This is a genomic window from Streptomyces luteolifulvus (assembly GCF_008806595.1).
Lineage (GTDB): Bacteria > Actinomycetota > Actinomycetes > Streptomycetales > Streptomycetaceae > Streptomyces > Streptomyces luteolifulvus.
This window is the reverse complement of sequence record NZ_VZRB01000059.1, coordinates 1-20,716: the sequence shown is the minus strand read 5'-3', so window position 1 is coordinate 20,716 and position 20,716 is coordinate 1. Positions and strand designations below refer to the sequence as shown.

General features: G+C 71.5%; 22 protein-coding genes and 2 pseudogenes. 12 read left to right on the top strand and 12 right to left on the bottom strand.

Annotation, left to right across the window (positions count from 1 at the left end):
* Positions 1 to 75: 75 nt before the first annotated feature.
* Both F7R91_RS39640 and F7R91_RS39635 read left to right on the top strand, forming a co-directional pair.
* Positions 76 to 329, top strand: a pseudogene (locus tag F7R91_RS39640) (hypothetical protein); the annotation flags it as partial.
* A 149-nt stretch (positions 330 to 478) separates the two neighbouring features.
* Positions 479 to 1,447, top strand: coding sequence for an SDR family NAD(P)-dependent oxidoreductase (locus F7R91_RS39635; RefSeq protein ID WP_150958454.1), 969 nt, complete (start codon positions 479 to 481; stop codon positions 1,445 to 1,447).
* Positions 1,448 to 1,486: 39 nt separating this feature from the next.
* Here F7R91_RS39635 and F7R91_RS39630 read toward each other — a convergent pair whose 3' ends face one another.
* On the bottom strand, positions 1,487 to 2,158 hold the full coding sequence (locus tag F7R91_RS39630; RefSeq protein ID WP_150958452.1) for a M15 family metallopeptidase: 672 nt from the start codon (positions 2,156 to 2,158) through the stop codon (positions 1,487 to 1,489).
* Positions 2,159 to 2,277: 119 nt separating this feature from the next.
* Between F7R91_RS39630 and F7R91_RS39625 the strand changes: the two genes are divergently transcribed.
* On the top strand, positions 2,278 to 3,306 hold the full coding sequence (locus F7R91_RS39625) for an SDR family oxidoreductase (protein WP_150958450.1): 1,029 nt from the start codon (positions 2,278 to 2,280) through the stop codon (positions 3,304 to 3,306).
* Positions 3,307 to 3,361: 55 nt separating this feature from the next.
* Here the strand turns inward: F7R91_RS39625 and F7R91_RS39620 are convergent, their stop codons facing one another.
* Positions 3,362 to 3,616: a hypothetical protein gene (locus F7R91_RS39620; protein WP_150958448.1), complete on the bottom strand. Its 255-nt coding sequence runs from the start codon at positions 3,614 to 3,616 to the stop codon at positions 3,362 to 3,364.
* Positions 3,617 to 3,701: 85 nt separating this feature from the next.
* Positions 3,702 to 4,991 carry an ROK family transcriptional regulator gene (locus F7R91_RS39615; protein ID WP_150958446.1) on the bottom strand — a complete coding sequence of 430 codons (1,290 nt, stop codon included), beginning with the start codon at positions 4,989 to 4,991 and terminating at the stop codon, positions 3,702 to 3,704.
* 330 nt (positions 4,992 to 5,321) lie between these two features.
* Between F7R91_RS39615 and F7R91_RS39610 the strand changes: the two genes are divergently transcribed.
* The 3 genes from F7R91_RS39610 to F7R91_RS39600 all read left to right on the top strand — a co-directional run bounded on the left by F7R91_RS39610 (position 5,322) and on the right by F7R91_RS39600 (position 9,010).
* Positions 5,322 to 6,572 (top strand): FUSC family protein, encoded by a 1,251-nt coding sequence (locus tag F7R91_RS39610; protein ID WP_150958444.1) that lies wholly within the window; start codon positions 5,322 to 5,324, stop codon positions 6,570 to 6,572.
* Positions 6,573 to 6,609: 37 nt separating this feature from the next.
* Positions 6,610 to 7,686, top strand: a complete 1,077-nt coding sequence (locus F7R91_RS39605) for a hypothetical protein (RefSeq protein ID WP_150958442.1) — start codon at positions 6,610 to 6,612, stop codon at positions 7,684 to 7,686.
* Positions 7,687 to 7,765: 79 nt separating this feature from the next.
* A complete protein-coding gene (locus F7R91_RS39600) occupies positions 7,766 to 9,010 on the top strand; it encodes a lactonase family protein (RefSeq protein ID WP_150958440.1) in 1,245 nt (414 codons plus the stop codon).
* Here the strand turns inward: F7R91_RS39600 and F7R91_RS39595 are convergent.
* From F7R91_RS39595 to F7R91_RS39585, 3 genes are read right to left on the bottom strand one after another with little or no spacing between them, the layout of a single operon-like run.
* Positions 8,978 to 9,703, bottom strand: coding sequence for a DUF2470 domain-containing protein (locus F7R91_RS39595; protein ID WP_150958438.1), 726 nt, complete (start codon positions 9,701 to 9,703; stop codon positions 8,978 to 8,980). The genes F7R91_RS39600 and F7R91_RS39595 overlap by 33 nt on opposite strands.
* Positions 9,704 to 9,731: 28 nt before the next feature.
* Positions 9,732 to 10,100, bottom strand: coding sequence for a thioredoxin domain-containing protein (locus tag F7R91_RS39590; protein WP_191971859.1), 369 nt, complete (start codon positions 10,098 to 10,100; stop codon positions 9,732 to 9,734).
* On the bottom strand, positions 10,097 to 10,792 hold the full coding sequence (locus F7R91_RS39585) for a TetR/AcrR family transcriptional regulator (RefSeq protein ID WP_150958436.1): 696 nt from the start codon (positions 10,790 to 10,792) through the stop codon (positions 10,097 to 10,099). Before F7R91_RS39585 ends, F7R91_RS39590 begins: the two co-directional genes overlap by 4 nt.
* Before the next feature lie 94 nt (positions 10,793 to 10,886).
* Between F7R91_RS39585 and F7R91_RS39580 the strand changes: the two genes are divergently transcribed.
* Positions 10,887 to 11,927, top strand: a complete 1,041-nt coding sequence (locus F7R91_RS39580; RefSeq protein WP_331000724.1) for an NAD(P)-dependent alcohol dehydrogenase — start codon at positions 10,887 to 10,889, stop codon at positions 11,925 to 11,927.
* Between the two features lie 12 nt (positions 11,928 to 11,939).
* On the opposite strand, the gene F7R91_RS39575 is transcribed toward F7R91_RS39580, so the two are convergent.
* Positions 11,940 to 12,548: a TetR/AcrR family transcriptional regulator gene (locus tag F7R91_RS39575; RefSeq protein WP_150958434.1), complete on the bottom strand. Its 609-nt coding sequence runs from the start codon at positions 12,546 to 12,548 to the stop codon at positions 11,940 to 11,942.
* Between the two features lie 117 nt (positions 12,549 to 12,665).
* Here F7R91_RS39575 and F7R91_RS39570 point away from each other — a divergent pair, with 117 nt between their 5' ends.
* Entirely contained in the window at positions 12,666 to 14,195 is a 1,530-nt protein-coding gene (locus F7R91_RS39570) for a cytochrome P450 (protein WP_150958432.1), read from the top strand.
* On the opposite strand, the gene F7R91_RS39565 is transcribed toward F7R91_RS39570, so the two are convergent.
* Positions 14,157 to 14,987, bottom strand: coding sequence for a pentapeptide repeat-containing protein (locus tag F7R91_RS39565; protein ID WP_150958430.1), 831 nt, complete (start codon positions 14,985 to 14,987; stop codon positions 14,157 to 14,159). The two genes, F7R91_RS39570 and F7R91_RS39565, sit on opposite strands and share 39 nt — an antisense overlap.
* A 169-nt stretch (positions 14,988 to 15,156) precedes the next feature.
* Here F7R91_RS39565 and F7R91_RS39560 point away from each other — a divergent pair, with 169 nt between their 5' ends.
* Positions 15,157 to 15,375: a DUF5999 family protein gene (locus F7R91_RS39560; RefSeq protein WP_150958428.1), complete on the top strand. Its 219-nt coding sequence runs from the start codon at positions 15,157 to 15,159 to the stop codon at positions 15,373 to 15,375.
* Between the two features lie 39 nt (positions 15,376 to 15,414).
* Here the strand turns inward: F7R91_RS39560 and F7R91_RS39555 are convergent, their stop codons facing one another.
* From F7R91_RS39555 to F7R91_RS39540, 4 genes are all read right to left on the bottom strand, one after another.
* Entirely contained in the window at positions 15,415 to 16,767 is a 1,353-nt protein-coding gene (locus tag F7R91_RS39555; protein WP_150958427.1) for an RICIN domain-containing protein, read from the bottom strand.
* A 242-nt stretch (positions 16,768 to 17,009) separates the two neighbouring features.
* Positions 17,010 to 17,864 carry a helix-turn-helix domain-containing protein gene (locus F7R91_RS39550; protein ID WP_150958425.1) on the bottom strand — a complete coding sequence of 285 codons (855 nt, stop codon included), beginning with the start codon at positions 17,862 to 17,864 and terminating at the stop codon, positions 17,010 to 17,012.
* 6 nt (positions 17,865 to 17,870) lie between these two features.
* The gene (locus tag F7R91_RS39545) at positions 17,871 to 18,386 is read right to left on the bottom strand and encodes a DUF6879 family protein (protein ID WP_150958423.1); all 516 of its coding nucleotides are present in this window, start codon (positions 18,384 to 18,386) and stop codon (positions 17,871 to 17,873) included.
* Complete coding sequence (locus F7R91_RS39540; protein WP_150958421.1) at positions 18,361 to 18,612, bottom strand: hypothetical protein; 252 nt, start codon at positions 18,610 to 18,612, stop codon at positions 18,361 to 18,363. The genes F7R91_RS39545 and F7R91_RS39540 overlap by 26 nt, the downstream gene beginning before the upstream one ends.
* Positions 18,613 to 18,839: 227 nt before the next feature.
* On the opposite strand from F7R91_RS39540, the gene F7R91_RS39535 reads away from it, so the two are divergent.
* The 3 genes and pseudogenes from F7R91_RS39535 (at position 18,840) to F7R91_RS39525 (ending at position 20,533) form a co-directional block, all read left to right on the top strand.
* Positions 18,840 to 19,226 carry a DUF6415 family natural product biosynthesis protein gene (locus tag F7R91_RS39535; protein WP_225321071.1) on the top strand — a complete coding sequence of 129 codons (387 nt, stop codon included), beginning with the start codon at positions 18,840 to 18,842 and terminating at the stop codon, positions 19,224 to 19,226.
* 78 nt (positions 19,227 to 19,304) lie between these two features.
* Positions 19,305 to 19,804: pseudogene (locus F7R91_RS39530) on the top strand (hypothetical protein).
* A gap of 75 nt (positions 19,805 to 19,879) precedes the next feature.
* Positions 19,880 to 20,533, top strand: coding sequence for a class I SAM-dependent methyltransferase (locus tag F7R91_RS39525; RefSeq protein ID WP_150958417.1), 654 nt, complete (start codon positions 19,880 to 19,882; stop codon positions 20,531 to 20,533).
* Positions 20,534 to 20,716: the final 183 nt, after the last annotated feature.

Here is a 20,716-nt window from a genome sequence, read left to right as displayed (position 1 = left end):
GAAGCCGTGCGGCGAGCGGGGAGGAAGCCGTGCGGCGAGCGGGGAGGAAGCCGTGCGGCGAGCGGGGAGGGAGCCGTGCGTAGGGAACAGGCGGCCGTGTTCGACGTCGACGGAACCCTCGTCGACACCCCTCACCACCTCCATGTGGCGACCTGGTGGGAGGCGACGCCGGGCGGCTGCTGCGGCGCCTCGCCCACGGCGGCTGGACGGTGGTGCTCCCCACCTCGGCGGGCGGTGCCGAACTCTCCGCGCTGCGCCGGGCGATCGGCGCGCACGACGCGATCACTGCCACGGCGAGCACCGACGACGTCGACGAGGGCAAGCCCGCGCGGTCCACGACGATCCGGCCGGCCCGCTGGAGTCCCTGCCGGTCAGTCCCCTGGCGTGATTGACAGAGCTCGGCCGAAGCCCTCGGAGCCTTTCACCGAGAGCGGCGTCGCTTGACTTCGAGCGCACTCCAATTCGTAGCGTTTCGGACATGAGCACTGCACAGCACAGGATCGGCTCGGGCTTCGGCGCCCGGAGCACCGCCGTCGACGTCCTCGCCGGGATCGACCTGACCGGACGGCTGGCGATCGTCACCGGCGGCTACTCCGGCATCGGCCTGGAGGCCACCCGAGCGCTCGCCGGGGCCGGCGCCCGCGTCGTCGTCCCGGCGCGCCGCCCCGGGACCGCGCGGGAGGCCGTGGCGGACCTCGACGGCGTCGAGGTGGACGAGCTGGACCTCGGCGACCTGGAGAGCGTGCGCGGCTTCGCCGAGCGGTTCCTCGCCTCCGGCCGGACCGTCGACTTCGTGATCAACAACGCCGGGATCATGGCCTGCCCCGAGACCCGGGTCGGCCCCGGCTGGGAGGCCCAGTTCGCGACGAACCACCTCGGCCACTTCGCGCTGGTCAACCGCCTGTGGCCGGCGATCGAGGCCGGCGGTGCCCGGGTGGTCGCCGTGTCCTCGCGCGGCCACCACATCGCCGGCGTCAACTGGGACGACCTCGACTGGCGACGGCGCTACGACAAGTGGGAGGCGTACGGCCAGGCGAAGACGGCGAACGTCCTGTTCGCCGTCCACCTCGACCGGCTGGGCCGGGACCACGGCGTCCGGGCGTTCTCACTGCACCCCGGCGGCATTCTCACGCCGCTGCAGCGGCATCTGCCCAAGGAGGAGATGATGGCGGCCGGCTGGATCGACGAGGAGGGCAACCCGATCCCGCAGGAGGGCCTGAAGACCCCGCCACAGGGCGCAGCCACCCAGGTATGGGCCGCGACCTCGCCCCGGCTGGACGGCGTCGGCGGTGTGTACCTGGAGGACTGCGACATCGCCGAACCGGCACCGGCCGACGGCACCCGCACGGGCGTCAAGGACTGGGCGACCGACCCGGAGCAGGCGGCCCGTCTGTGGGCGCTGTCGGCCGAGCGGACGGGCGTGGACGCGTTCGCCGCGGGTGCGTGAGAACGGCATCGGAACCCGCCGCGTCAGGGCCCGCGGTCCTCAAATCTCCCTGGGCGCCGTACAGGAAAGCTCCCTGGGCCCGTACAGGGCGGCGGGCGCGCCGGTGCTCAGGGCCCAGTAGCGGTCACCGTACGACCAGTGCCACCACTCGGTCGGGTAGTTGACCAGCCCGGCCGAGCCCAGCGCCCCGCCCAGCACGGCACGGTTCGCCCTCGCCGCATCGGTGATGTTTGCGGCGCCGGTGCAGCAGGCGCCGGAGCTCTCCTCCGGGCTTGCGTTCATCGGAGTGCCGAGGTCGAGTTCGCGGCCGTCGGCACCGGCGAGCGTGAGGTCCACGGCCGCGCCCGCGCTGTGTGGGGCGATCTCCGGCGGGGACACATAGCGGCTGGCCGCCGACCGGATCCGGTCGGGGGACCAGTCGGGGTGCCCGGCGCGCAACTCGTCGGCGTACGTCTCGAAGTAGCGGCGTTGCAGGTCCGGCGGGCGGTACCCCTCGACGAAGAGCAGCCGCAGGCCGTCCGGCAGCAGGGCCTGTGCGGCGAGCAGCCGGTCGAGGACGCCCTGCCGTACGAGGATCTCGGCCCCGTGGGAGACCTCGTGCTTGCGGTCGTCGACGAGCAGGAAGTCCCGTACGTCGGCCAGGCGCTCGCCGCACTCCTCGACGGGCACGGCCGCGACCCGCGCGTCGGACATCAGGATGATCTCGCTCATGAGGTGATCATCGTCCGGGCCCGGTGCGCGATGTCATGGCCTTTACGAAATGAGCGCGTGCATCGTCTCCGGCCGGGTACTCGGTGGCTCCCGCACCCACCGCCCGAGAGGAGTCGGCCATGGGCAGCACGACGGGCAGCAGGATCGTGGTCACGGGCGCCACCGGCAATGTCGGCACCAGTGTGGTGCGGCTCCTCTCCGAGGATCCGGAGGTCGGGTCCGTGCTGGGGCTGGCCCGCCGGACGCCCGAGTGGTCGCCTCCCAAGACAACCTGGTCCTCGGTCGACCTGGCGTCCGAAACGGCCGATCTCGTGGGCGAGTTCACCGGCGCCGACGCGGTGATTCATCTCGCCTGGGCGTTCCAGCCGACCCATGATCCGGCGGTGACCTGGCGCACCAACGTCCTCGGCTCCATCCGGGTGTTCGACGCGGTGGCGGCGGCCGGTGTGCCGGCGCTGGTGCACGCGTCGTCGGTCGGCGCGTACTCGCCGGGGCCGAAGGAACACGCCGTGGACGAGTCATGGCCGACGCACGGCTGGCCCGACGCGGCCTACTGCCGGGAGAAGGCCTATCTGGAGCGCGCGCTGGACACCTTCGAGCGCGAGCACCCCGACGTCCGGCTGGTACGGATGCGGCCCGCGTTCCTCTTCAAGCGGGAGTCTGCGAGCGAGCAGCGCCGTATCTTCGGCGGCCGCTTCCTGCCGGGCCCGCTGGCGCGCCCGGAGCTCCTGCCCTTCCTGCCGGACATCCCGGGACTGCGGGTGCAGGCGCTGCACACCGACGACGCGGCCGAGGCGTACCGTCTCGCGCTGCGCTCCGACGCCCACGGCGCCTTCAACCTGGCCGCCGAGCCCCCGGTCGACGCGGAGATGCTGGGCGATCTGCTCGGCGCGCGCCCGGTACGGCTCCCCCGCACGGCGGCCCGCTCGGCGATCGCCGCGGCATGGGGCCTGCGTCTGCTCCCCGCCTCCCCCCACCTCTTCGACGCGGTCCTCCGCCTCCCCCTGATGGACTGCACCCGCGCACGCACCGAACTGGCCTGGCACGCCCAGCACACGGCGACCGAGGTCCTGGAGGAATTCCTTCAGGGCCTGCAACGCGGCGAGGGCACGGACACCGAGCCGCTACGGGGCAGCAAGGTCGGCTGAGGCCGGCGCGCCCGGCCCAGCGGGAAGTCGGGAGGTCGGGAAGTCGGGAGGTCGGTCAGGCGGAGGGCTCGTCCGGTACGGGGTGCTCGGGGTGCACCGAGGCCGACCGGGGCGCGCCCTGGCGGCCGGTGCCGGCCTCGTCGGTGTCGGGCACGTCCTCGGCGGGCGCCGCCTCGTCGTCGGTGTCGCCGCGTTCGCCCGAGGGTGCGGCCTCCCAGGGGTCCTCCCCCTCGCGCGCCTGCTGGTCCGGCAGGTCCCGCGGGAGAGGTGTGCCGTTCTCGCCCGGTCCTTCGTCACGGTGTGCCGCCACGGCGCACTCCCTTCGCTCGTACGGAGCGACACGCGAGTACCTCCACGGTGACCGGCGAAACGTCGGCGCCGTGACCGGGCGGACCTCAGCGGGGCGCCCGCCCCCGCACGGCGGCGCGCCATGCCGGGGCCGGCCCGGCCGGCTCGGGTTCGGCGCGTCTGCCGCCCCGGGCGAAGAAGTCGGCCAGCGGCAGGATCGCGGCGCCGACGGTGACCGCGTCGGGGCCGAGCCGGCCCATCTCGATCGTCACCTTCTCGGCCGGGTGGCGCAGGGCGTACGACGCCGCGTGCCGGCGTACGGCGGGCAGGAACCGGGCGCCGAGCTGAAGCCCTGCCCAGCCGCCGACGAGGATGCGCTCGGGCTGGAAGAGGTTGATCAGGTCGGACAGCCCGGCGCCCAGGTACTCGGCGGTCTCCTCCAGGACGGCCAGCGCCACCGGATCGGCCGCGGTGCCCTCGATGGGGTGGGCGGCGGCCAGCAGCGCGGTCAGCGCGGTCTCCTCGTCGGTGTCCTCGGGGGGCCGTCCGCCCCCCTCGCGCCAGCGGTCGATGAGCGACCCGGCGCCCGCGTACGCCTCCAGGCAGCCGAGGGCGCCGCAGCGGCAGCGGCGGCCCCGCACCCGTACCGTCAGATGACCCCATTCGACGGCCCGACCGTGCTCCACCTCGGGGGTCACCAGACAGGCGCCGACGCCGGAGCCGAAGAGGGCGACGACCGCGTTGCGGGCGCCGCGGCCGCCGCCGAACCACATCTCGGCCTGGCCGAGGGTCTTGGCGCCGTTGTCGATGAAGTAGGGGACAGTGTCGGGGAGTCGGGAACCGGCACGGAGCAGTGCTTCGAGCGGGACCGCTTCCCAGCCGATCGTCTGACCGTGCACGACGGCGCCGCGGTCCGCGGTGTGCTCGACGATGCCGGGGACGCCGATGCCGACGCCGAGCAGCCGCTCGGGGGCGATGCCGGCGTCCGCGAGCACCTCGGAGATGCCGTCGCGGATGTGCCCGGCGATGACCTCGACGTCGTAGCGCTGCGGCGTCAACGGTCTTTCGGTGCGGGCGAGTTCGGTGAGGGCGAGGTCGAACAGCTCGACGCGGACCCGGGTTTCGCCGACGTCGACGCCGATCATGTGGCCGCTGGCGGGCGCCACGCGCAGCAGGGTGCGGGGTCGGCCGCCGTCGGAGTCGACGCTGCCGGCCTCCTCGATCAGACCGTCGGTGACCAGGTCGGCGACGACGTTGCTGACGGAGCCGGAGCTGAGACCGGTCACGGGGCCGAGTTCGAAGCGGCTGAGGGGTCCGTCGAAGTAGAGCCGTTGCAGTACGACTGTGCGGTTGGCCCGCCTGAGGTCGCGCACCGTGCGCCCGTTCCGCCCCGCCATATGGCTCCCTTCGAACCCTGCCCGACGTGCAAGATACCTCTGCGGCGGCACTGGACGCGAGTTTCCGCCACCTCTTAATTCACACCGTGAGCAAAGCGGGCCGGGCCCGCGGCCGCCGCCCGGGTGGGCGGTGAGGCCGGGGGCGCCCGACCGCACCTCCTGGTCACCGAGCGGCAGGGCGGGCCGGGAGGGCAACTCGGTCCGTCTGTACATGTGCTGACGACTCCGGCCGACGGGAACGATCCAGAAGGGCTTGCGGACAGTTATGGTCCTCGATGAGTACCGCCGGTGCGTCTGTGGAAGAGGTCAGCCCAAGGATGCGAGAAGTACGTGGATGTACGTGAGTGGACGGCGTCCTCTGTGCGCGTCGTGAGGCTGCACCGGGACCCCGTCGTCGTTCAGACGCTGCGGTCGGCGGTCGCGGCGACGCTCGCGTACGTGCTTGCGCTGCGTCTGAGCCCCGAGGCGGCGCCGCTCACCGCGCCGCTCACCGCGCTGCTGGTCGTCCAGGTCACCCTCTACGCCACGCTCACCAACAGCATCCGCCGGGTGAACTCCGTGGTGGCGGGCGTGCTCGTCGCCATCGCCTTCAGTCTGCTGGTGGGGCTGACCTGGTGGAGTCTGGCGCTGCTGATCGTCGCGTCGCTGGCCGTCGGCCACCTGGTGCGGGTCGACGAGTACGTGCCCGAGGTGGCGATCAGCGCGATGCTGGTGCTCGGGGTCACGACCGTCGGGGACACGGCCTGGGCGCGGGTCGTGGAGACGCTGATCGGCGCGGTCGTCGGGCTCGGCTGCAATCTGCTGCTGGCGCCTCCGGTGTGGGTGGACGAGGCCGGCGAGTCGATCGAGGGGCTCTCCCGCCGGGTGCGGCAGTTGATGCTGAGCATGGGCGAGGAGGCCGCGGGCCGTACGGCCGTCGAGCGGGCGGCGGCCCGGCTGCACGAGGCACGCCGTCTCGACCACGACATCGTGGAGGTGGACGCGGCCCTGCGGCAGGCGGAGGACAGCCTCCGGCTCAATCCGCGTGTCCGCGAGGCGGTGCTGCACCGGGTGGTGCTGCGCACCGGACTGGACACGCTGGAGATCTGCACGGTCGTCCTGCGCGTGCTCGCGCGCACCTTCACCGATCTGGCGAAGGAACGCGACCACGAGCCGCTGTTCGCACCGGAGACGGGCGCCGCCGTGGAGCAGCTGCTGTCCGAGATCGCCGACGCGATCGTCAGCTTCGCGGTGCTGGTCACCACGCACGTCAGTCTGAGCGCGGAGTCGGCGGAGGAGCGGCTGGCCTCGCAGCTGCGGCAGGCCGGGACCACCCGCGACAAGCTGGCCCAGCTGCTCCTGGAGGAGGTGCGGCGCGACGTCAGCCAGTGGCAGCTGCACGGCGCCGTGCTGACGGAGGTCAACCGCATCCTCGACGAACTCGACACCGAGCACCGCTCGCGCCGGCTCCTGGAGGAACTGGACCGGGTCAGCAGTGAGCAGCGCGCGCGCATGCCCCGGCTGACCCGGCTGCGGGAGAAGGCGCGCATCCCGGACCGGCTGCGCCGGAACCGCGCGGCGGCCGCCCGTCGTTCTAGGTGACGAGGTCACCGAGGGGACGGATGAAGGGGGCGGGCGGATGGCTGACACCACCGTGCGGATCGACGGGAACACACTGCGGCTGCCGGGCGGTGTCGCCGTGCGGTTCATCCGCACGCTGCGACTGCCCGAGACGGGTACGCACCCCCTGCCGCCGGGGCTGGGCGAGTTCCCCGTGCGCAGGGTCTCGGACTATCCGGACACGGTGCCCGAGGCGTGGCGGGCGCGCGGCGGTGTGATGCTGCCGGTCTATCTGCGCGAGGCGATGTGGCTGAGCTTCGCGGGCACGACGGAGCCGGCCGCACTGCAGGTCGGGGTGGGCAAGGTGTGCGCGGTCTCGGGCCGGCCGTGGAGCGGCCGGCTCGCCCGCAAGCCGCAGAACTACGTCGTGCTGCCGCGCCAGCCGTGGCTGGACGGCATCAACTCCGGCAAGGGAACCGTCCGCCAGTTCGTGGCGGTGCCCCTGGGAATGGGCGCGACCGTGGAGGGCCAGGTCACCGGCGAGGAGGTCTGGGGCGGCGTACAGCTGCAGTCGTTCCCGCTCGACGACCGCGAGCTGGCCCGCTGGCGCGAACAGGAGCGGCTCCGGGGGGAGCGGGACGTGCCGTCGGTGAAGACGGGCGGAGGTTTCGGGGCCGCGCTGCCCATGGCGGCCCCGCCGGCTCCCGGCGCGGTACCGGCTCCCGGCGCGGTGTCGGCGCCGGCCGCAGCGCCCGCGGGCCGGGCCAGGGCCGCCGCCGCGATGGGCCTGGGCGTCGGCGGTTCGATGCGCCAGGAGGTCTACCAGGACGACCGGCCGCTGAAGCACTGGGCGAAGGAGCCGGCCGGGCGGGTCTTCGTGCATCTGGTGACGCCTCCGGAGTGGCGGCGGATCACGGGCGAGGCTCCTCCCGAGTCGCCGGTGGACCGTGCGGCGTACACGCGCGCGGGGCTGCCCTGGTTCGACTACTACGACGAGGACGCGCAGGACCTCGCCCGCACGGACACACTCGGCGCGGTGCGGCCGGTCGGCGACTGGCTCGGTGACGACCACGAACCGTGGCAGGACCCCGCGCCGCACCAGGTGACCCCGCTCAAGGACGCTCCGGGCAAGCCGGTCGAGGACGGGGACTGGTAGAGCCCTTCTTGCACGCGGCGGGTGGCGCACGCCAAGGTGGCCGGTACGAGCGGGACAGCCGATCACCCGAGGTACGGACATGAGCAGTGGGGCACGAGCGTCGCGCGGCGGCTGGAGCAGACGCCGTTTCGTCGGCGCTCTGGCGGGAGCGGGCACGGCCGCCGCGCTGCCGGCCTGTGCGCCCTCCGCGTCCACGCCCGGCCCGACGCCGCAGACGCCCGCGGACACCACGACGGCACGGCGGACGCCCGCGGGCACCTCGACCGCGCCGCGCTCGCCGAGCGACGAGCCCTCCCGTGTCCGCCCGCTGTACCTCGGCACCTACACCTCCGCCAAGAGCGGCGGCAGGGGCATCGGCCTCGCCACCTACGACGCCGAAACCGGTCGCATCACCGGAGCCGGCACGCTCACCGGCGTCGAGAACCCGTCGTATCTCGCGGTGCATCCCAGCGACCGCACGCTGTACGCGGTGAACGAGAGCGACGACGGGGCCGTGACCGCCGTCCGGCTGTCCGACCGCAAGGTCCTCGGTGACCGGAGCACCGGCGGCTCGGGCCCCTGCCATGTGTCCGTGCATCCGGGCGGGCGGTGGCTGCTCAGCGCGAACTACGGCTCCGGCAGCGTGGCCGTGCACCCGATCGACGCCTCGGGCTCACTCGGCGAGCGCACCGCGCTGGTCACGCACTCCGGTCCGCGGCCCGGGCCGGGCCAACAGGGACCGCACGCCCACCAGTTCGTCACCAGCCCGGACGCCGGGCATGTGCTCGCCGTCGACCTCGGCACGGACACCGTCCACACCTACCGTCTCGACGAGCGGAAGGGCACCCTCACCGAGGTGGCCCGGGCGCACACCCGGCCGGGCGCGGGGCCGCGTCATCTCACCTTTCATCCCGGCGGGCGCCACGCGTACCTGGCCAACGAGACCGACAACACGGTGGCGGTCTGCGCCTACGCCCCGAAGACCGGCCGCCTGAGCATCGGCTCGCCGCAGCCCACGGGCACGGGCCCGGGCACCAGCTACCCGGCGCAGTTCGCGGTGACCTCGGACGGTTCCTACGCCTACCTCGCCAACCGGGGCGACAACAGCCTGACGCGGTACGCGGTGGAAGCCGACGGCGCCAGACTCAGGCTGCTGGACACGGTGGCGGTGGCCGGTGACTTCCCGCGGCAGATCGCCTTCTCGCCGGACGGGGCGCTGCTGTTCGCCGCGAACCAGAGATCCGGCACCGTGAGCGTGTTCCATGTGGACCGGCGAAGCGGTGAACTGCGGCTCGCGGGCGAGCCGTTCGCGTCACCCGTCGCGGTCTGTGCGGTGCCGCTGTAGGGCACGCGGGCAGGAGACGCCGCTCGCCTGGTTGAGCAGGGCGTGCATGCGCTCCGTGAGCTGAGCGACGGTGTCGGCCGGCGCGTGGAACGGCAGCCGTACGTCGCCGTGCGTCCGGGCCCGCTCGATCCTCAGCGTCAGCCCGTGACGGTCGACGGCGAGCGGCTGGACGCGCACCGCGCCGTGCAGGCTGTCGGGTTCGACGAGGCGCGTGAGGCGCTCGACGGCGTCGGAGTGGCAGTCGGCGAGGTGCGTCAGCAGCCCGGACTCGGCCAGGGCCAGCGGGTCGGGCCGCGCGGCGGCGAACTCGTCGGGGTCGACGCCCACGGCGCCGGAGGGCCGGCGCAGCACCGTCCGGGTCGCGTGGAACGCCAGATGGCCGTCCTCGGCGGCGAACCAGCCGGCCAGCCAGAGCCGGGCGCGGATCCGGTTGCGCACGGGGACGGGTGCGGCGTCGGCGAACTCCAGGACGGCGGACGGCTCGCCGCGGGGTGCGCAGATGGCGGCCGCGCGCAGGGCGCTGTCCTCCTGCACCTGCAGCAGCACACGGCCGTCGTCGGTCACGCTGTGCGCACCGACGAGTTCCTCACGGCCGCCCTCTCCCGTCACCGTGCAGGACCACGCGGCGGCGAGCACCGAGCGCGCCTGTTCCGCCGCGGCAGGCGCGGCCGTCCAGGTCTGGCTGTCACCCATTCCCATACCCTCCTAAGGTTAGGCTTGCCTAACCTATCGAAGATCGGGGTGTACGCCAACCACGGTCCGCATCCTGTGCGCGGCCCCCGCAAGCCGCGTCGTCATCCTCCAGTGCGCGCCGCAGGTCGGCGAGGCTCGGCGCTCGCTCTGCGCGGCCGTCCGGCCCGCGGTAGAGGCGACAGGACAGGGACGCGGGCACACCCGGCACGGCGAAGGGGTCCACCCCGTCGATCAGCACGGTGGGCGATCCGGTCATCCCGAGACGAACGGCCTGCTCGGGACTGCCGACCTCGATCCGTTCCACGTCCGCGTCGCGGCCGTCGAGTGCCCGGGCGAGCCGTTCCTCGACCACCGGGGCGTTGGGGCAGTCCGGCACACTCAGCACGGTGATCCTCACGACGCCGCCCTCCCCGTCACACCGCTTCCACCCGCCCTCTGAAGTCCGTCAAGGATCAGGTCCAGCCCGAACTCGAACTCGTCGCCGTAGTCGTAGCCGGGCCGGAGCACATGCTCGGTCGTGAGCTCGGCCAGGTGCGGGTACTGCTCGGCCGGGGCCTGCGCGAGGATGGCCTCGGCCAGCTCCGCGGTCTCGGCCGGAGTGTCGAACGGCAGGCTGCTCTCCTGCAGCGCGAATCCGTAGATGTAGCTGTCGAGGGCCGAGTACGCATGCGCGGTCAGCGCAACGGAGAAGCCGGCCCGGCGCAGGCATCCAAGGACGGCGTCGTGGTGCCGCAGTGTCGCCGGACCGGGTGAGCGCCGGGACTCCATCAGTCCGATCGCCCAGCGGTGCCGGGACAGCACCTTGCGGACCGAGATCGCACGCTGCCGCATCGCCGCCTTCCAGCCGGCTTCCCCGGACGGCAGATCGATCTCGCCGAACACCACGTCGATCATGCCGTTGAGGAGATCTTCCTTGTTGGTCACGTGCGTGTAGAGCGACATCGCCTCGACCCCGACCGCCTCGCCGAGCTTGCGCATGGTCAGCGCGGCGAGCCCGCTCTCGTCGGCCACGGCGACTGCGGCCTCCAGCACCTTCTGGCGGCTGAGCGGGATACGAGGTGCTCGATCGCGCCCGGTCCGCGGAGTCATATGTGTGTCCTCCCGTCGTCGGCCTTGACAACCTTACTCCGTAAGGGTGAACCTTACGTCGTAAGGATCGTCACCGTTGACCTGGAGTGTCGCCATGCAGCACAAGCAGCTCGACAACTCGGCACGGCCGGCTGCCGGGGCCGCCGGGGCGCAGACCATGACGTCGGTCGTGCAGGACCGGTACGGCCCCGCACCCGAGGACGTCCTGCGGCTCGCGGAGATCGCCCGGCCCGTGATCTGGCGTGACGAGGTCCTGGTGAAGGTGCGTGCGGCCAGTGTGGACCGGGGCACCTGGCATCTGATGGCGGGACTGCCCTATCCCGTCCGGCTGGCGGGGTTCGGCGTCCGGCGGCCCAAGTACGCCAACCCGGGCCGAAGCCTCGCCGGAACGGTCGAGACCGTCGGCGACGGCGTGACCGGCTTCGAGCCCGGTGACGAGGTGTTCGGCATCTGCAGCGGCTCGTTCGCCGAGTACGCGGCTGTCCGCACCGGCAAGCTCTCCCGCAAGCCGGCCAACCTCACCTTCGGCCAGGCCGCCGCCGTACCCATCTCCGGCCTCACCGCCCTTCAGGCGGTCCGCGACCACGGACGGGTCCGGGCCGGAGAGAAGGTGCTGATCGTCGGCGCGTCAGGAGGCGTGGGCAGCTTCGCCGTGCAGATCGCGAAGGTGTACGGAGCCGACGTGACCGCCGTGTGCAGTACCCCGAAGACGGACATGGTCCGCGGGCTCGGTGCCGGCCACGTCATCGACTACACCCGAGCAGACTTCACCGACGGCGCCCACCGCTACGACGTCATCCTCGACATCGGAGGCAACCGCCGACTGTCGGATCTGCGCCGGGCCCTCACCCCGAAGGGACGGCTCGTCATCGTCGGAAGCGAGACCGGCGGACGCTGGCTCGGCGGCACGGACCGTCAGCTGCGGGCCCAGCTGCTGTCCCCGTTCATCGCCCAGAAGCTCGGGACCTTCGTCTCGTCGGAGAACGCCGAGGACCTGGCGGCTCTGCGCGAGCTGATCGAGTCCGGCAAGGTCACGCCCGCCGTCGAGCGGACGTACCCGCTCGGCGAGGTCGCCGCGGCCGTCCGCCACATGCTGGACGGGCGGACCCACGGGAAACTCGTGATCACCGTCTGACCTGCAGCGACCTCAGCCCTCGATGACACCCAGCAGGGCCCGCGCGCACAGGTCGCGCACCTGCTCCCGGGTCGGCCCCGAGTCCCGCAGCCACTCCAGACAGACGGCGGTGGTGAACGCCAGCCAGCCGCGCACGGCCAGATGCACTTCGGGCCGCTCCTCGAAGACCGGGCCGAACTCGGGGTCCGCGCCGAGGGCCGCCAGGATCTGCTTCTCCTGCGCGGCCAGCGCCCGCCGATAGACCTTGCGCACGGCCTGGTCCCCCGCCGCGTCGGCGCGATGGAAGGCGCGGTAGCCGTGCGCATGCGCCTGGACGTACTCCAGATACACGTCGAGCCCGGCGGTGAGCTGTTCGCGCACCGGAACCCCGGGCACGGCCGCGGTCATGCGCAGCATCCGCTCGCTCTCCCGCTCGACGACCGCCGCGAAGAAGTCCCGTTTGGTCGGGAAGTAGTGGTACAGCAGTCCCCGCGAGACCCCGGCGATCTCGGCGACCTGCTCGATCCACACCTCGTCGTACGGGCTCTCCGAGAACAGCCGCGCCCCGACCGTCAGCAGCTGCTCCCTGCGCTCCTCCGTGCTGAGCCGGCGGCGCGTGCGCTCGCCCTGGTTCGCGGCCATGCCCGCACCTTACTTGACGCCGGTTCAACAACCGGACGACACTGACGACGCGCTATTGAACCGACGTACAACATGCGCTGCCTCGCAACGTGTCGCTGGATCAAGGGAGATCGCGTCATGGCGGAGACGACGACCGCGGCCGGCCTGCCGAGCGGATTCCGCGGTGCCGAACAGGGCTGGCCCGAACTGCACCGCATTCCGCATCCGCCGCACCGGCTCCCCCTGCTCGGCGATGTTCTCGGCGCGAGCAGGCACACCCCCCTGCAGGACTCCCTCAAGTTCGCCCGGCGGCTGGGCCCGATCTTCCGGCGCAGGGCCTTCGGCCGGGAGTTCGTGTTCGTGTGGGGCCCAGAGCTCGTGGCCGATCTGGCGGACGAGACACGGTTCGCCAAGCATGTGGGGCTCGGGGTCGCCAATCTGCGGCCCGTTGCCGGGGACGGCCTGTTCACGGCGTACAACCACGAACCCAACTGGCAGCTGGCGCACGACGTCCTGGCGCCGGGCTTCGGCCGCGAGGCCATGGAGACCTACCACCCGATGATGCTCGACGTGGCCGAGCGCCTCACCCGCCACTGGGACCGGGCGTCGGCGGCGGGACGGCCGGTGGACGTGCCCGGGGACATGACCAAGCTGACCCTGGAGACGATCGCGCGGACCGGTTTCGGACACGATTTCGGCTCCTTCGAGCGCAGCCGCCGCCACCCCTTCGTCACGGCGATGGTGGGCACACTGACGTATGCCCAGCGGCTGAACACCGTGCCTTCGCCGCTGCTGCTGCGCGGGGCCGCGCGCCGCAACGAGGCCGACATCGCCCACCTCAACCGCACGGTGGACGAGCTGATCCGGGCGCGCCGGACGGCGAGCGGGGACGGTCGGGGGCACCTGCTGGACCGGATGCTGGACACGGCCCACCCGGAGACCGGGGAGCGTCTGTCGCCGCAGAACGTCCGCCGCCAGGTCATCACTTTCCTGGTGGCGGGCCACGAGACCACCTCCGGCGCGCTGTCCTTCGCTCTGCACCACCTCTCCCGGCATCCCGACGTGGCGGCCCGCGCCCGCGCCGAGGTGGACCGCGTCTGGGGCGACACACCGTCGCCCGGCTACGACCAGGTCGCCAGGCTGCGGTACGTGCGCCGGGTCCTCGACGAGTCGCTGCGGCTGTGGCCGACCGCGCCGGCGTACGCCCGGGAGGCGCGCGAGGACACGATGCTGGCCGGAGACCATCCGATGCGGCGGGGTGCCTGGACTCTGGTCCTCACGGCGATGCTGCACCGCGATCCCGGTGTCTGGGGCCCCGACGCGGAACGGTTCGACCCGGACCGCTTCGAACCGAGGGCCGTACGGTCCCGGCCCCCGCACACCTTCAAGCCGTTCGGCACCGGGGCGCGGGCGTGCATCGGGCGCCAGTTCGCGCTGCACGAGGCCACGCTGGTCCTCGGTCTGCTGCTGCGCCGCTACGAGTTGGTCCCCGAGCCCGGCTACCGGCTGCGCGTGACCGAGCGGCTCACGTTGATGCCGGAGGGGCTGCGGCTGCACCTTGCGCGCAGGCGGGTCCCGGCGCCGGCCCTGTCGAGCACCCCGACCGAGTCGGCCGGGGAGGACCCTGCGTCAGAGCTCCGCTGTCCAGTGCACAGGGCGGGTGAGTGAGGCCGGGAGCCGGGTGCCGGCGCTGCCCCTGGCCGCGTTGAGCTGGGGCTGGGTCAGGAAGAAGGCGCCGGTCAGGTCGGCGTCCGTGAGGTCGGCGTCCCGCAGGTCGGCACCTATCAGATCCGCGCCGCGCAGGTCGGCACCGGTGAGATCGGCGGCGATGAGGCAGGCGCCGCGGAGGGTGGCGCCCCGCAGGTCGGCGCCCTTGAGGCGGGCCCCGATCAGATCCGCGCCCCGCCGGTTCTTCCCGCGTCCACGGGCTCCCGCCCGCACCAGTTCGCTGGTCCTCAGCAGCAGCACATTCACCTCCTGCCGGTGGGCGCCCACGTCCAAGGCGGCGAGTTCCTCCGGCGCCCCGCGGGTGAGCCCCTCGGTCCGGTCGAGGGCCCGGCGCAGATCCGCGTGCACCGGCCGGGCCGCGGGCAGGGTGAGCGCCTCGGTCAGATACCAGAGCAGTTCGTGCAACTGCCGTACGACCGGAAAGACGTCGAACATCAGACGGGCATGCTCGCGCGAGCCGCCACGCCAGTCCTGTCCACCGAAGGTGACCTGCGAGACCTTCTGCCCGGCGCCGAAGCAGTCGTAGACCGTGCAGCCGGTGAATCCTTCCTGCCGCAGCCTCGCGTGGATGCCGCACCGGTGGTCGCCCCGCAGGTTCGGGCAGGGCGTGCCGGCCTCCTTGCCGATCGCGAAGTCGGCCGAGGCAGCAAAGGGCAGGGCGACGCAGCACAGCCCGAAGCACTGCGCGCAGTCGCCGCGCAGGCCGGCCCGGTCGATGACGTGGTCTCGCATGACGTCAAGCCTACTGACCTGCCCGTACCCGAAACTCACCGATGAGTTTCCGGCCCTGTGGGCGTCTCCTCATCCAACGGAAAACAACCTCGGCTACCACAGAGGCAGCGCGGTCTGCGCGGACCGCCAGAGGCAGGAGCAGGAGCCGTACGGATCGAGGAGATACGTCATGTGCAGCCACCGGCCACCGTGCCCGACCGCCGACAGCCCGCACCACCACACCGCCGTGATCGTCTCGGCCCACCCCGAACAGGGCTGGAGCCTGCTGTGCAACGGCACGATCGTCTTCGACGACACGGGCGAACTCCTCCCGGACGGCAGGGTGGTGAGCCCGCACCGGGTCGTGGGCCCGTACCGGACCCTCGGCCCGCTCGGCGTCGTCGCCTGAGCCGGGCCGAGGGGGGTGCGCTCCGCTCGGCCGGTGTGTCTACTGTCCCGGTGCCAGGATGTAGGTGTTGAGGGCGTTCACCGTGGTGAGCGGGGTCGGGGAGCCCAGGTCGTAGCGGTCCACGGCGAGGAAGTTGGGCTTCTTGCGGGCCGCCGGGGCGCAGAACTTCTGCGCACGGTTGGGGAGTTTGCCGTTGTCGCCCGTGACGGTCGCGCCGATCGTGGCGTCGCGGAAGTGGTTCATGACAAACAGCGGGTGGAAGGCGGCCGAGTCCGTGCTCAGCGGCCGTGCGGTGCCCCAGCGGCTGTAGCAGGACCAGTCGGAGGAACCTATGCCCGAGCCCATCGACCAGTAGTTCTCCACCGTCCACTCCCGCTGGTACATCACACCGAACGTGTCACGGGCGGTCCAGCCGCTCGCCGCGTCGCCTGTGCGGGTACGGTCGCTGAAGACGAGCAACTGCTTGCCGCGGGCGGCCAGATCCGCCATGGCCGGCCAGCCCTTGGTGGCCACGCCTTCCTGGTCGGGCCGGTAAAGGACGTCGCCGAGGCCGTTCACCGAGGCCAGGGAGGACTTGAGGACGTCGGAGGAGACATAGTCCTCCAGGAAGACGGCGGCGAACTGGCCCGGGTTGGCCTTGAGGAAGTCGACGATGCGCTGGAGGTCGGTGGCGAGCGGCACCGGGCTGCCGACGCCGCTGCAGCTGTTGTGGCAGAGCACGGCCCGGCCCGAGACGGTGTAGGTGTCGAGCATGAACCCGCGTACGCCGTCGGTCAGTTGCCGGCTGATGCCGCGCGACTGGTTGGGGAAGAGACTGACAGGGAAGGAGGCGAAGTTGCCGTCGGCGCCGTTGGCGAAGGCGTTGTGCGCCGTGAGGAACGTGACCTGGTCGAGTCTGCGGGTGTCGGCGGACGGCATGGCGGTCGTGGCGTAGTCGACCGGTGTCAGGTACCAGCGCGCCAGGTCACCGCTCGGGCCGAGTTGTACGGCGGTGGAGTCGGCGGCTCCGGTGAGGTACTGCGAGGTGCCGGGAACGCCGACCGTGTAGGTGTCGTCCCCGGCCGAGGTGATCGTCCATGTCGTGCCGTCGGCGCCGCAGGCGGCGGTCACGGCCGATGTGCCGCTGCGGCCGAGGCAGGTCCCGGACTCGTCGGAGTTCTGCAGCCGGTATCCGCCGGAGACCGCGACGGGCAGCCATTGCTGGTGGTCCTCGTTGCCCTTGGGGTTGTGCTGGGCGACCGTGCCGCCGCTGTCGGCCGCGTTCAGACCGGTGGTGCGGTTCTGCAGGTAGACCGCGTAGGCGGGGACCGCAGCGGCGGCCTGGCCCGAGGACAGTACGGGCAGGGTCAGGGCGAGGGCGGCGGTCCCGCACAGGACGCGCAGACGGCGCATGCGCACAGGTTTCCTTTCGGTCCGGATGATGCCGGGTGCCAGCATGTCGGGGTCATGACACACCCGTGGGTGTGCGACGCGCCAGACCCGCGGCACACCGGGCGCCGGGCCGCACCGGTCCGCCGAGGCGCGGTCAGGTCGCGACCTGGTCGGCGAGATCCACGCCCTCACGTCGCCGGCGCCGACCCGGCCGACCCGGCGGGGGGCCTCCCTCTCAGCCACCTCCGGCATTGCGGCGCTGGTCAGCGTAGAGACTCGATGGCCTTCACGATCAGGGCCCGTGCGTCGGCCCCGTACACGGCCAGCTGTGTCAGCCGGGCGAACGCCCGGAGGTAGATGTCGAGTTCGCCGGGAGCCGTGACGGTTACTTTGGCGGCGAGCAGCTCCACATGGATACGCGCGTCATCGAAGATGGTGAACTGTTCGAGCGGCCACATGGTTTCTTCCCGGACGGCCGAGGCCGGGATGACGCCAAGAGACATGGACGGCAGGGACATCGCGGCGAGCAGGTTGCCGAGCTGGCTGGCCATCGTGTCCTGGTCGCCGATCCGGTGGTTGAGGACGTTCTCCTCGATCAGCGTCGCGAAGCGGTGGTCGCCCTCATGGATGACCCGGGCGCGGCGCATGCGGACCTCGACCGCCTCGCTCACATCGTCCGGGGTGCCGCGGAAGCTCGCGATCGTGCCCATGAGGGCGGTCGCGTAGCCGGGCGTCTGCAGGTAGCCGGGCATGACGTGGGAGGCGTACACGCGGAACAGGCGAGTGCGCTCGTACAGCTTGGCGGACGTCTCCGCCAGCTGCTTCATGCCCGTGCGCTGGAGCCGCTTCCAGTGAAGATACATGGAGTCGGCCTGCCGGTTGGCCGCGATCAGATCGGCCGCCTGCCGGTCGGCGCCGCAGGCCGTGCACCAGGCCCGAATGTCCGAGTCGGCCGGGACTGTGACGGCGTTCTCGATTCTCGAGGACTTGGCGACGGACCACCCGCACAGGCGCGCGAGTTCCTTGCTGGTGATGCCCGCGTCCAGGCGCAGCTCCCTCAGCCGGGCCGCGAGAGCTGCGCGCGCTTCCTGCACGCTGGACGTGGGGAACGTGGACATGGCCGGTTACTTGACGTCGTACCGGTCGTGCGGGGTGGCCCGCTCCCATACGCGCTCGAAGGCTGCCGCGTGCTGGTCGACCACGGCGGGACCGTCGCAGAGTTCCTTGCTGATCCACTCGCCGTCGCCGGAGAAGTGGTGGACGCGCATCAGCCGCCCGTCGAAGATCCACAGATCGGTGCCTGGCAGCAGCAGGTCCCAGGCGCGATGGCGAGGGAGCCAGCGCACCTGCTCGCCAGCCTCCACGTTGGCGCGAGTTTGGTAGTGCTCCCAGGCGATGTAGTCGGTGACCGGCTCGGACACGATCCGGGCGCGGCGCACGGTTACACCGCGGGCGACGGCGTCGGCGATGTCCTGGTGGAAGGGCCGCCACCACGATGCACGGTCGTCCCAGTCGACGCGCTGGCCGTCCTGCCAGGCCTCGAAGCGGGGGTTGGTGAAGTAGGCGTCCCGCAACTCCAGGTGGACAGCCGACTTGGTGGTGTCGGCGAGGAGTTCAGAGAACTCCGGGATCGAGCTCATCGCACGCCTTCCTGATGATCGGGATCATTCGCTTCGGGATCCTGATGACGGTCTCGCCGGGCGGGATCGGCGCCCTCGCGGGGGACAGCTCGTCGCACGTCGCGGTCGTCTCGTCGTCGGCCTGGTAGCTCTGGATCAGCAGGTCTTCCGTGTGCGTGTCTACCCAGACTGTGGGGCATCCGTCCTCGTCTGTTTCGGGGTCGATCCCTACGAAGTGAATGTTCATGGTGGCTGGACTCCCGCGCTAGTCGGTTGCAGCGATTTACACCACCGTCGTGCCCTTGGGTCACACGGTCAAGGGTGTGCGCCAGCCACGGCCAGCCATTTCCAACTGCCGTGTAATTCTGTGCAACTTCGTAGCCGAGGTGGGGAGCGGGTTCCTAGCGTCTGGTTACGAGAAATCCCGGCGACCGCGTGAACGGCCCCGGGCGTGGCCGACTGGTTGGAGTCGACATGGAGCAACGTATCGCCCCCACGGCAGTAGCGGCAGAGCAGCACGAAAGAACGCCCGTGGACATCGCGACGATGCGGGCGACCGCGCACCGACTCCTCGTCTACAACGCCGAGCAGCCCACCGCCGAGGATGCGGAGACGCTCCTCGCCCTGATGCGCGGCCAGATCGAGCTGCTCATCCCCGAGGTACAGGCGTGCACGGAACGCCTCCCGACGGACGACATCCCCCGCTACTGCGCGCTCGCCTGCATCGGCGAGGCCCGCGGGAAGCTGAGCATCACGCCGAAGCCTGGCGTGGACCGGGCGGTGGCATATGGCCGCCGCCTGGCCCGCGTACTGAACGCCCTGTGCGACCACCATGAGAACTTGGGCGGGGCGTCGGCCTGACCCGCCTTGCCCCGCTCAAGAGCGGGGAGACCGGATATCCGAAGCCGGAGGCTGACCATCCACTTACAGGAGGACCAAGTGACCGTCGCGTTGGATCACCCCACCGCAAGCCGTACCCGCGACCCGCAAGAGCTGCTCAACGCGGTCGCCCCGCACATCAGTGAGCTGACCGTCAACATCTTTGACTCGGGCCTCCCCCGTGGGACCGCGAGATCGCACTGCTCCTGCGCGACCACACCATGGTCAGCGACATGGCCGAACGGATCCTCGGCAACGCCGTCATGTACGTCATGGGCTCCATCGAGAACCCAGACGTCCACCTCGGCGTCGGCAAGCTAGTCGACATCGGCGTCCACCAGCTCATCCTCGACACACCCGTCTGGTGGGGCATCTGCCGCCTGTACAACGGCGGCCGGTTCAAGCACCACGCCCCGTTCACCGAACGCCGTCGCGACGGCCTGTGCCTGCGCACCAGCGACTTCCTGAAGAGCCAGGGCTGGGAGATCGACGAGGAGCTGTGGGCGATCGACGGCGCTGACTGCTCGCCGTGCGACAACAAGGTCCCCGACAGCCACTGACCCCGGCTACAGTCGTCCCCTCACGACTTCCCGAGGGCCGGGGGCTCCCGCATCCCGACGATCAGAGGAACCGCTGTGCCCGTACCGCACGACATCGCCGCCGAGACCGAACTGTGGGACACCTATGCGGAGTCGGCGTTCAAGAACGACGCCGAGCCGTCGTTCTGCTGGACCCAGTACACCGGCCACGGCCCCGGCCCGGAACTCCTCCGCTCCCCAGAGTCCGTCCTGGAGGTGGGCTGCGGCACCGGCCGCGCCCTCGCCCACCTTGCGCAGCAGGGCGTCAAGGCCGCCGGCGTCGATCTCTCGCCTCGCATGGTGCAGAGGGCGGGCGAGAAATGGGCTCCGCTGGGTGTGCGGATCGAGCAGGGCGAAGTCCTCAGATGGCTCGCCGCCGACGACGGCAAGTACGACTCGGTCTACTCCATCTTCGGCGCGGCCTGGTTCACCGACCCATCCAGCCTCTTCCCGCTCGTGCATGAGCACCTGACCCCGGGCGGCACGTTCGTGTTCTCCCAGCCACCAGCGATCCCGGGCGCCTACGGTCCGCAAGGGATGTACAAGGGCGGCTTCACGGGCAAGGCCATGTTCACCTACCGCTACAGCTACAAGCCCGAGGTGTGGGAGAGGCATCTGTTGCGGGCGGGTTTTGCCTCGGCAGAGGCGACAGTTGTGGACGCCCCGAAGGCGGGGCACATCGGCACGCTCGTCGTCCAGGCCCGCGCCTGAGCACCAGACCACGGCCCCAGGCCGAAGACGTAGCACGGGCTACCGGAAGCCGCACAGGCTAAGAACTCCTAACAAAGTGAGAGGTTCTTCAGTCGTCGCCAGCAGATGATTGCGCAGGCCAGGCTGAGGAAGGCTTCGTGGATGTCGTCGCGGATCTCCCAGCGGGTGCGTAACCGGCGGAAC

Coding starts and splice junctions, on each gene's coding strand:
- F7R91_RS39635 (WP_150958454.1), top strand. CDS start 479: ATGAGCACTGCACAGCACAGGATCGGCTCGGGCTTCGGCGCCCGGAGC.
- F7R91_RS39630 (WP_150958452.1), bottom strand. CDS start 2,158: ATGAGCGAGATCATCCTGATGTCCGACGCGCGGGTCGCGGCCGTGCCC.
- F7R91_RS39625 (WP_150958450.1), top strand. CDS start 2,278: ATGGGCAGCACGACGGGCAGCAGGATCGTGGTCACGGGCGCCACCGGC.
- F7R91_RS39615 (WP_150958446.1), bottom strand. CDS start 4,991: ATGGCGGGGCGGAACGGGCGCACGGTGCGCGACCTCAGGCGGGCCAAC.
- F7R91_RS39605 (WP_150958442.1), top strand. CDS start 6,610: ATGGCTGACACCACCGTGCGGATCGACGGGAACACACTGCGGCTGCCG.
- F7R91_RS39600 (WP_150958440.1), top strand. CDS start 7,766: ATGAGCAGTGGGGCACGAGCGTCGCGCGGCGGCTGGAGCAGACGCCGT.
- F7R91_RS39595 (WP_150958438.1), bottom strand. CDS start 9,703: ATGGGTGACAGCCAGACCTGGACGGCCGCGCCTGCCGCGGCGGAACAG.
- F7R91_RS39585 (WP_150958436.1), bottom strand. CDS start 10,792: ATGACTCCGCGGACCGGGCGCGATCGAGCACCTCGTATCCCGCTCAGC.
- F7R91_RS39580 (WP_331000724.1), top strand. CDS start 10,887: ATGCAGCACAAGCAGCTCGACAACTCGGCACGGCCGGCTGCCGGGGCC.
- F7R91_RS39575 (WP_150958434.1), bottom strand. CDS start 12,548: ATGGCCGCGAACCAGGGCGAGCGCACGCGCCGCCGGCTCAGCACGGAG.
- F7R91_RS39570 (WP_150958432.1), top strand. CDS start 12,666: ATGGCGGAGACGACGACCGCGGCCGGCCTGCCGAGCGGATTCCGCGGT.
- F7R91_RS39565 (WP_150958430.1), bottom strand. CDS start 14,987: ATGCGAGACCACGTCATCGACCGGGCCGGCCTGCGCGGCGACTGCGCG.
- F7R91_RS39560 (WP_150958428.1), top strand. CDS start 15,157: ATGTGCAGCCACCGGCCACCGTGCCCGACCGCCGACAGCCCGCACCAC.
- F7R91_RS39555 (WP_150958427.1), bottom strand. CDS start 16,767: ATGCGCCGTCTGCGCGTCCTGTGCGGGACCGCCGCCCTCGCCCTGACC.
- F7R91_RS39550 (WP_150958425.1), bottom strand. CDS start 17,864: ATGTCCACGTTCCCCACGTCCAGCGTGCAGGAAGCGCGCGCAGCTCTC.
- F7R91_RS39545 (WP_150958423.1), bottom strand. CDS start 18,386: ATGAGCTCGATCCCGGAGTTCTCTGAACTCCTCGCCGACACCACCAAG.
- F7R91_RS39540 (WP_150958421.1), bottom strand. CDS start 18,612: ATGAACATTCACTTCGTAGGGATCGACCCCGAAACAGACGAGGACGGA.
- F7R91_RS39535 (WP_225321071.1), top strand. CDS start 18,840: ATGGAGCAACGTATCGCCCCCACGGCAGTAGCGGCAGAGCAGCACGAA.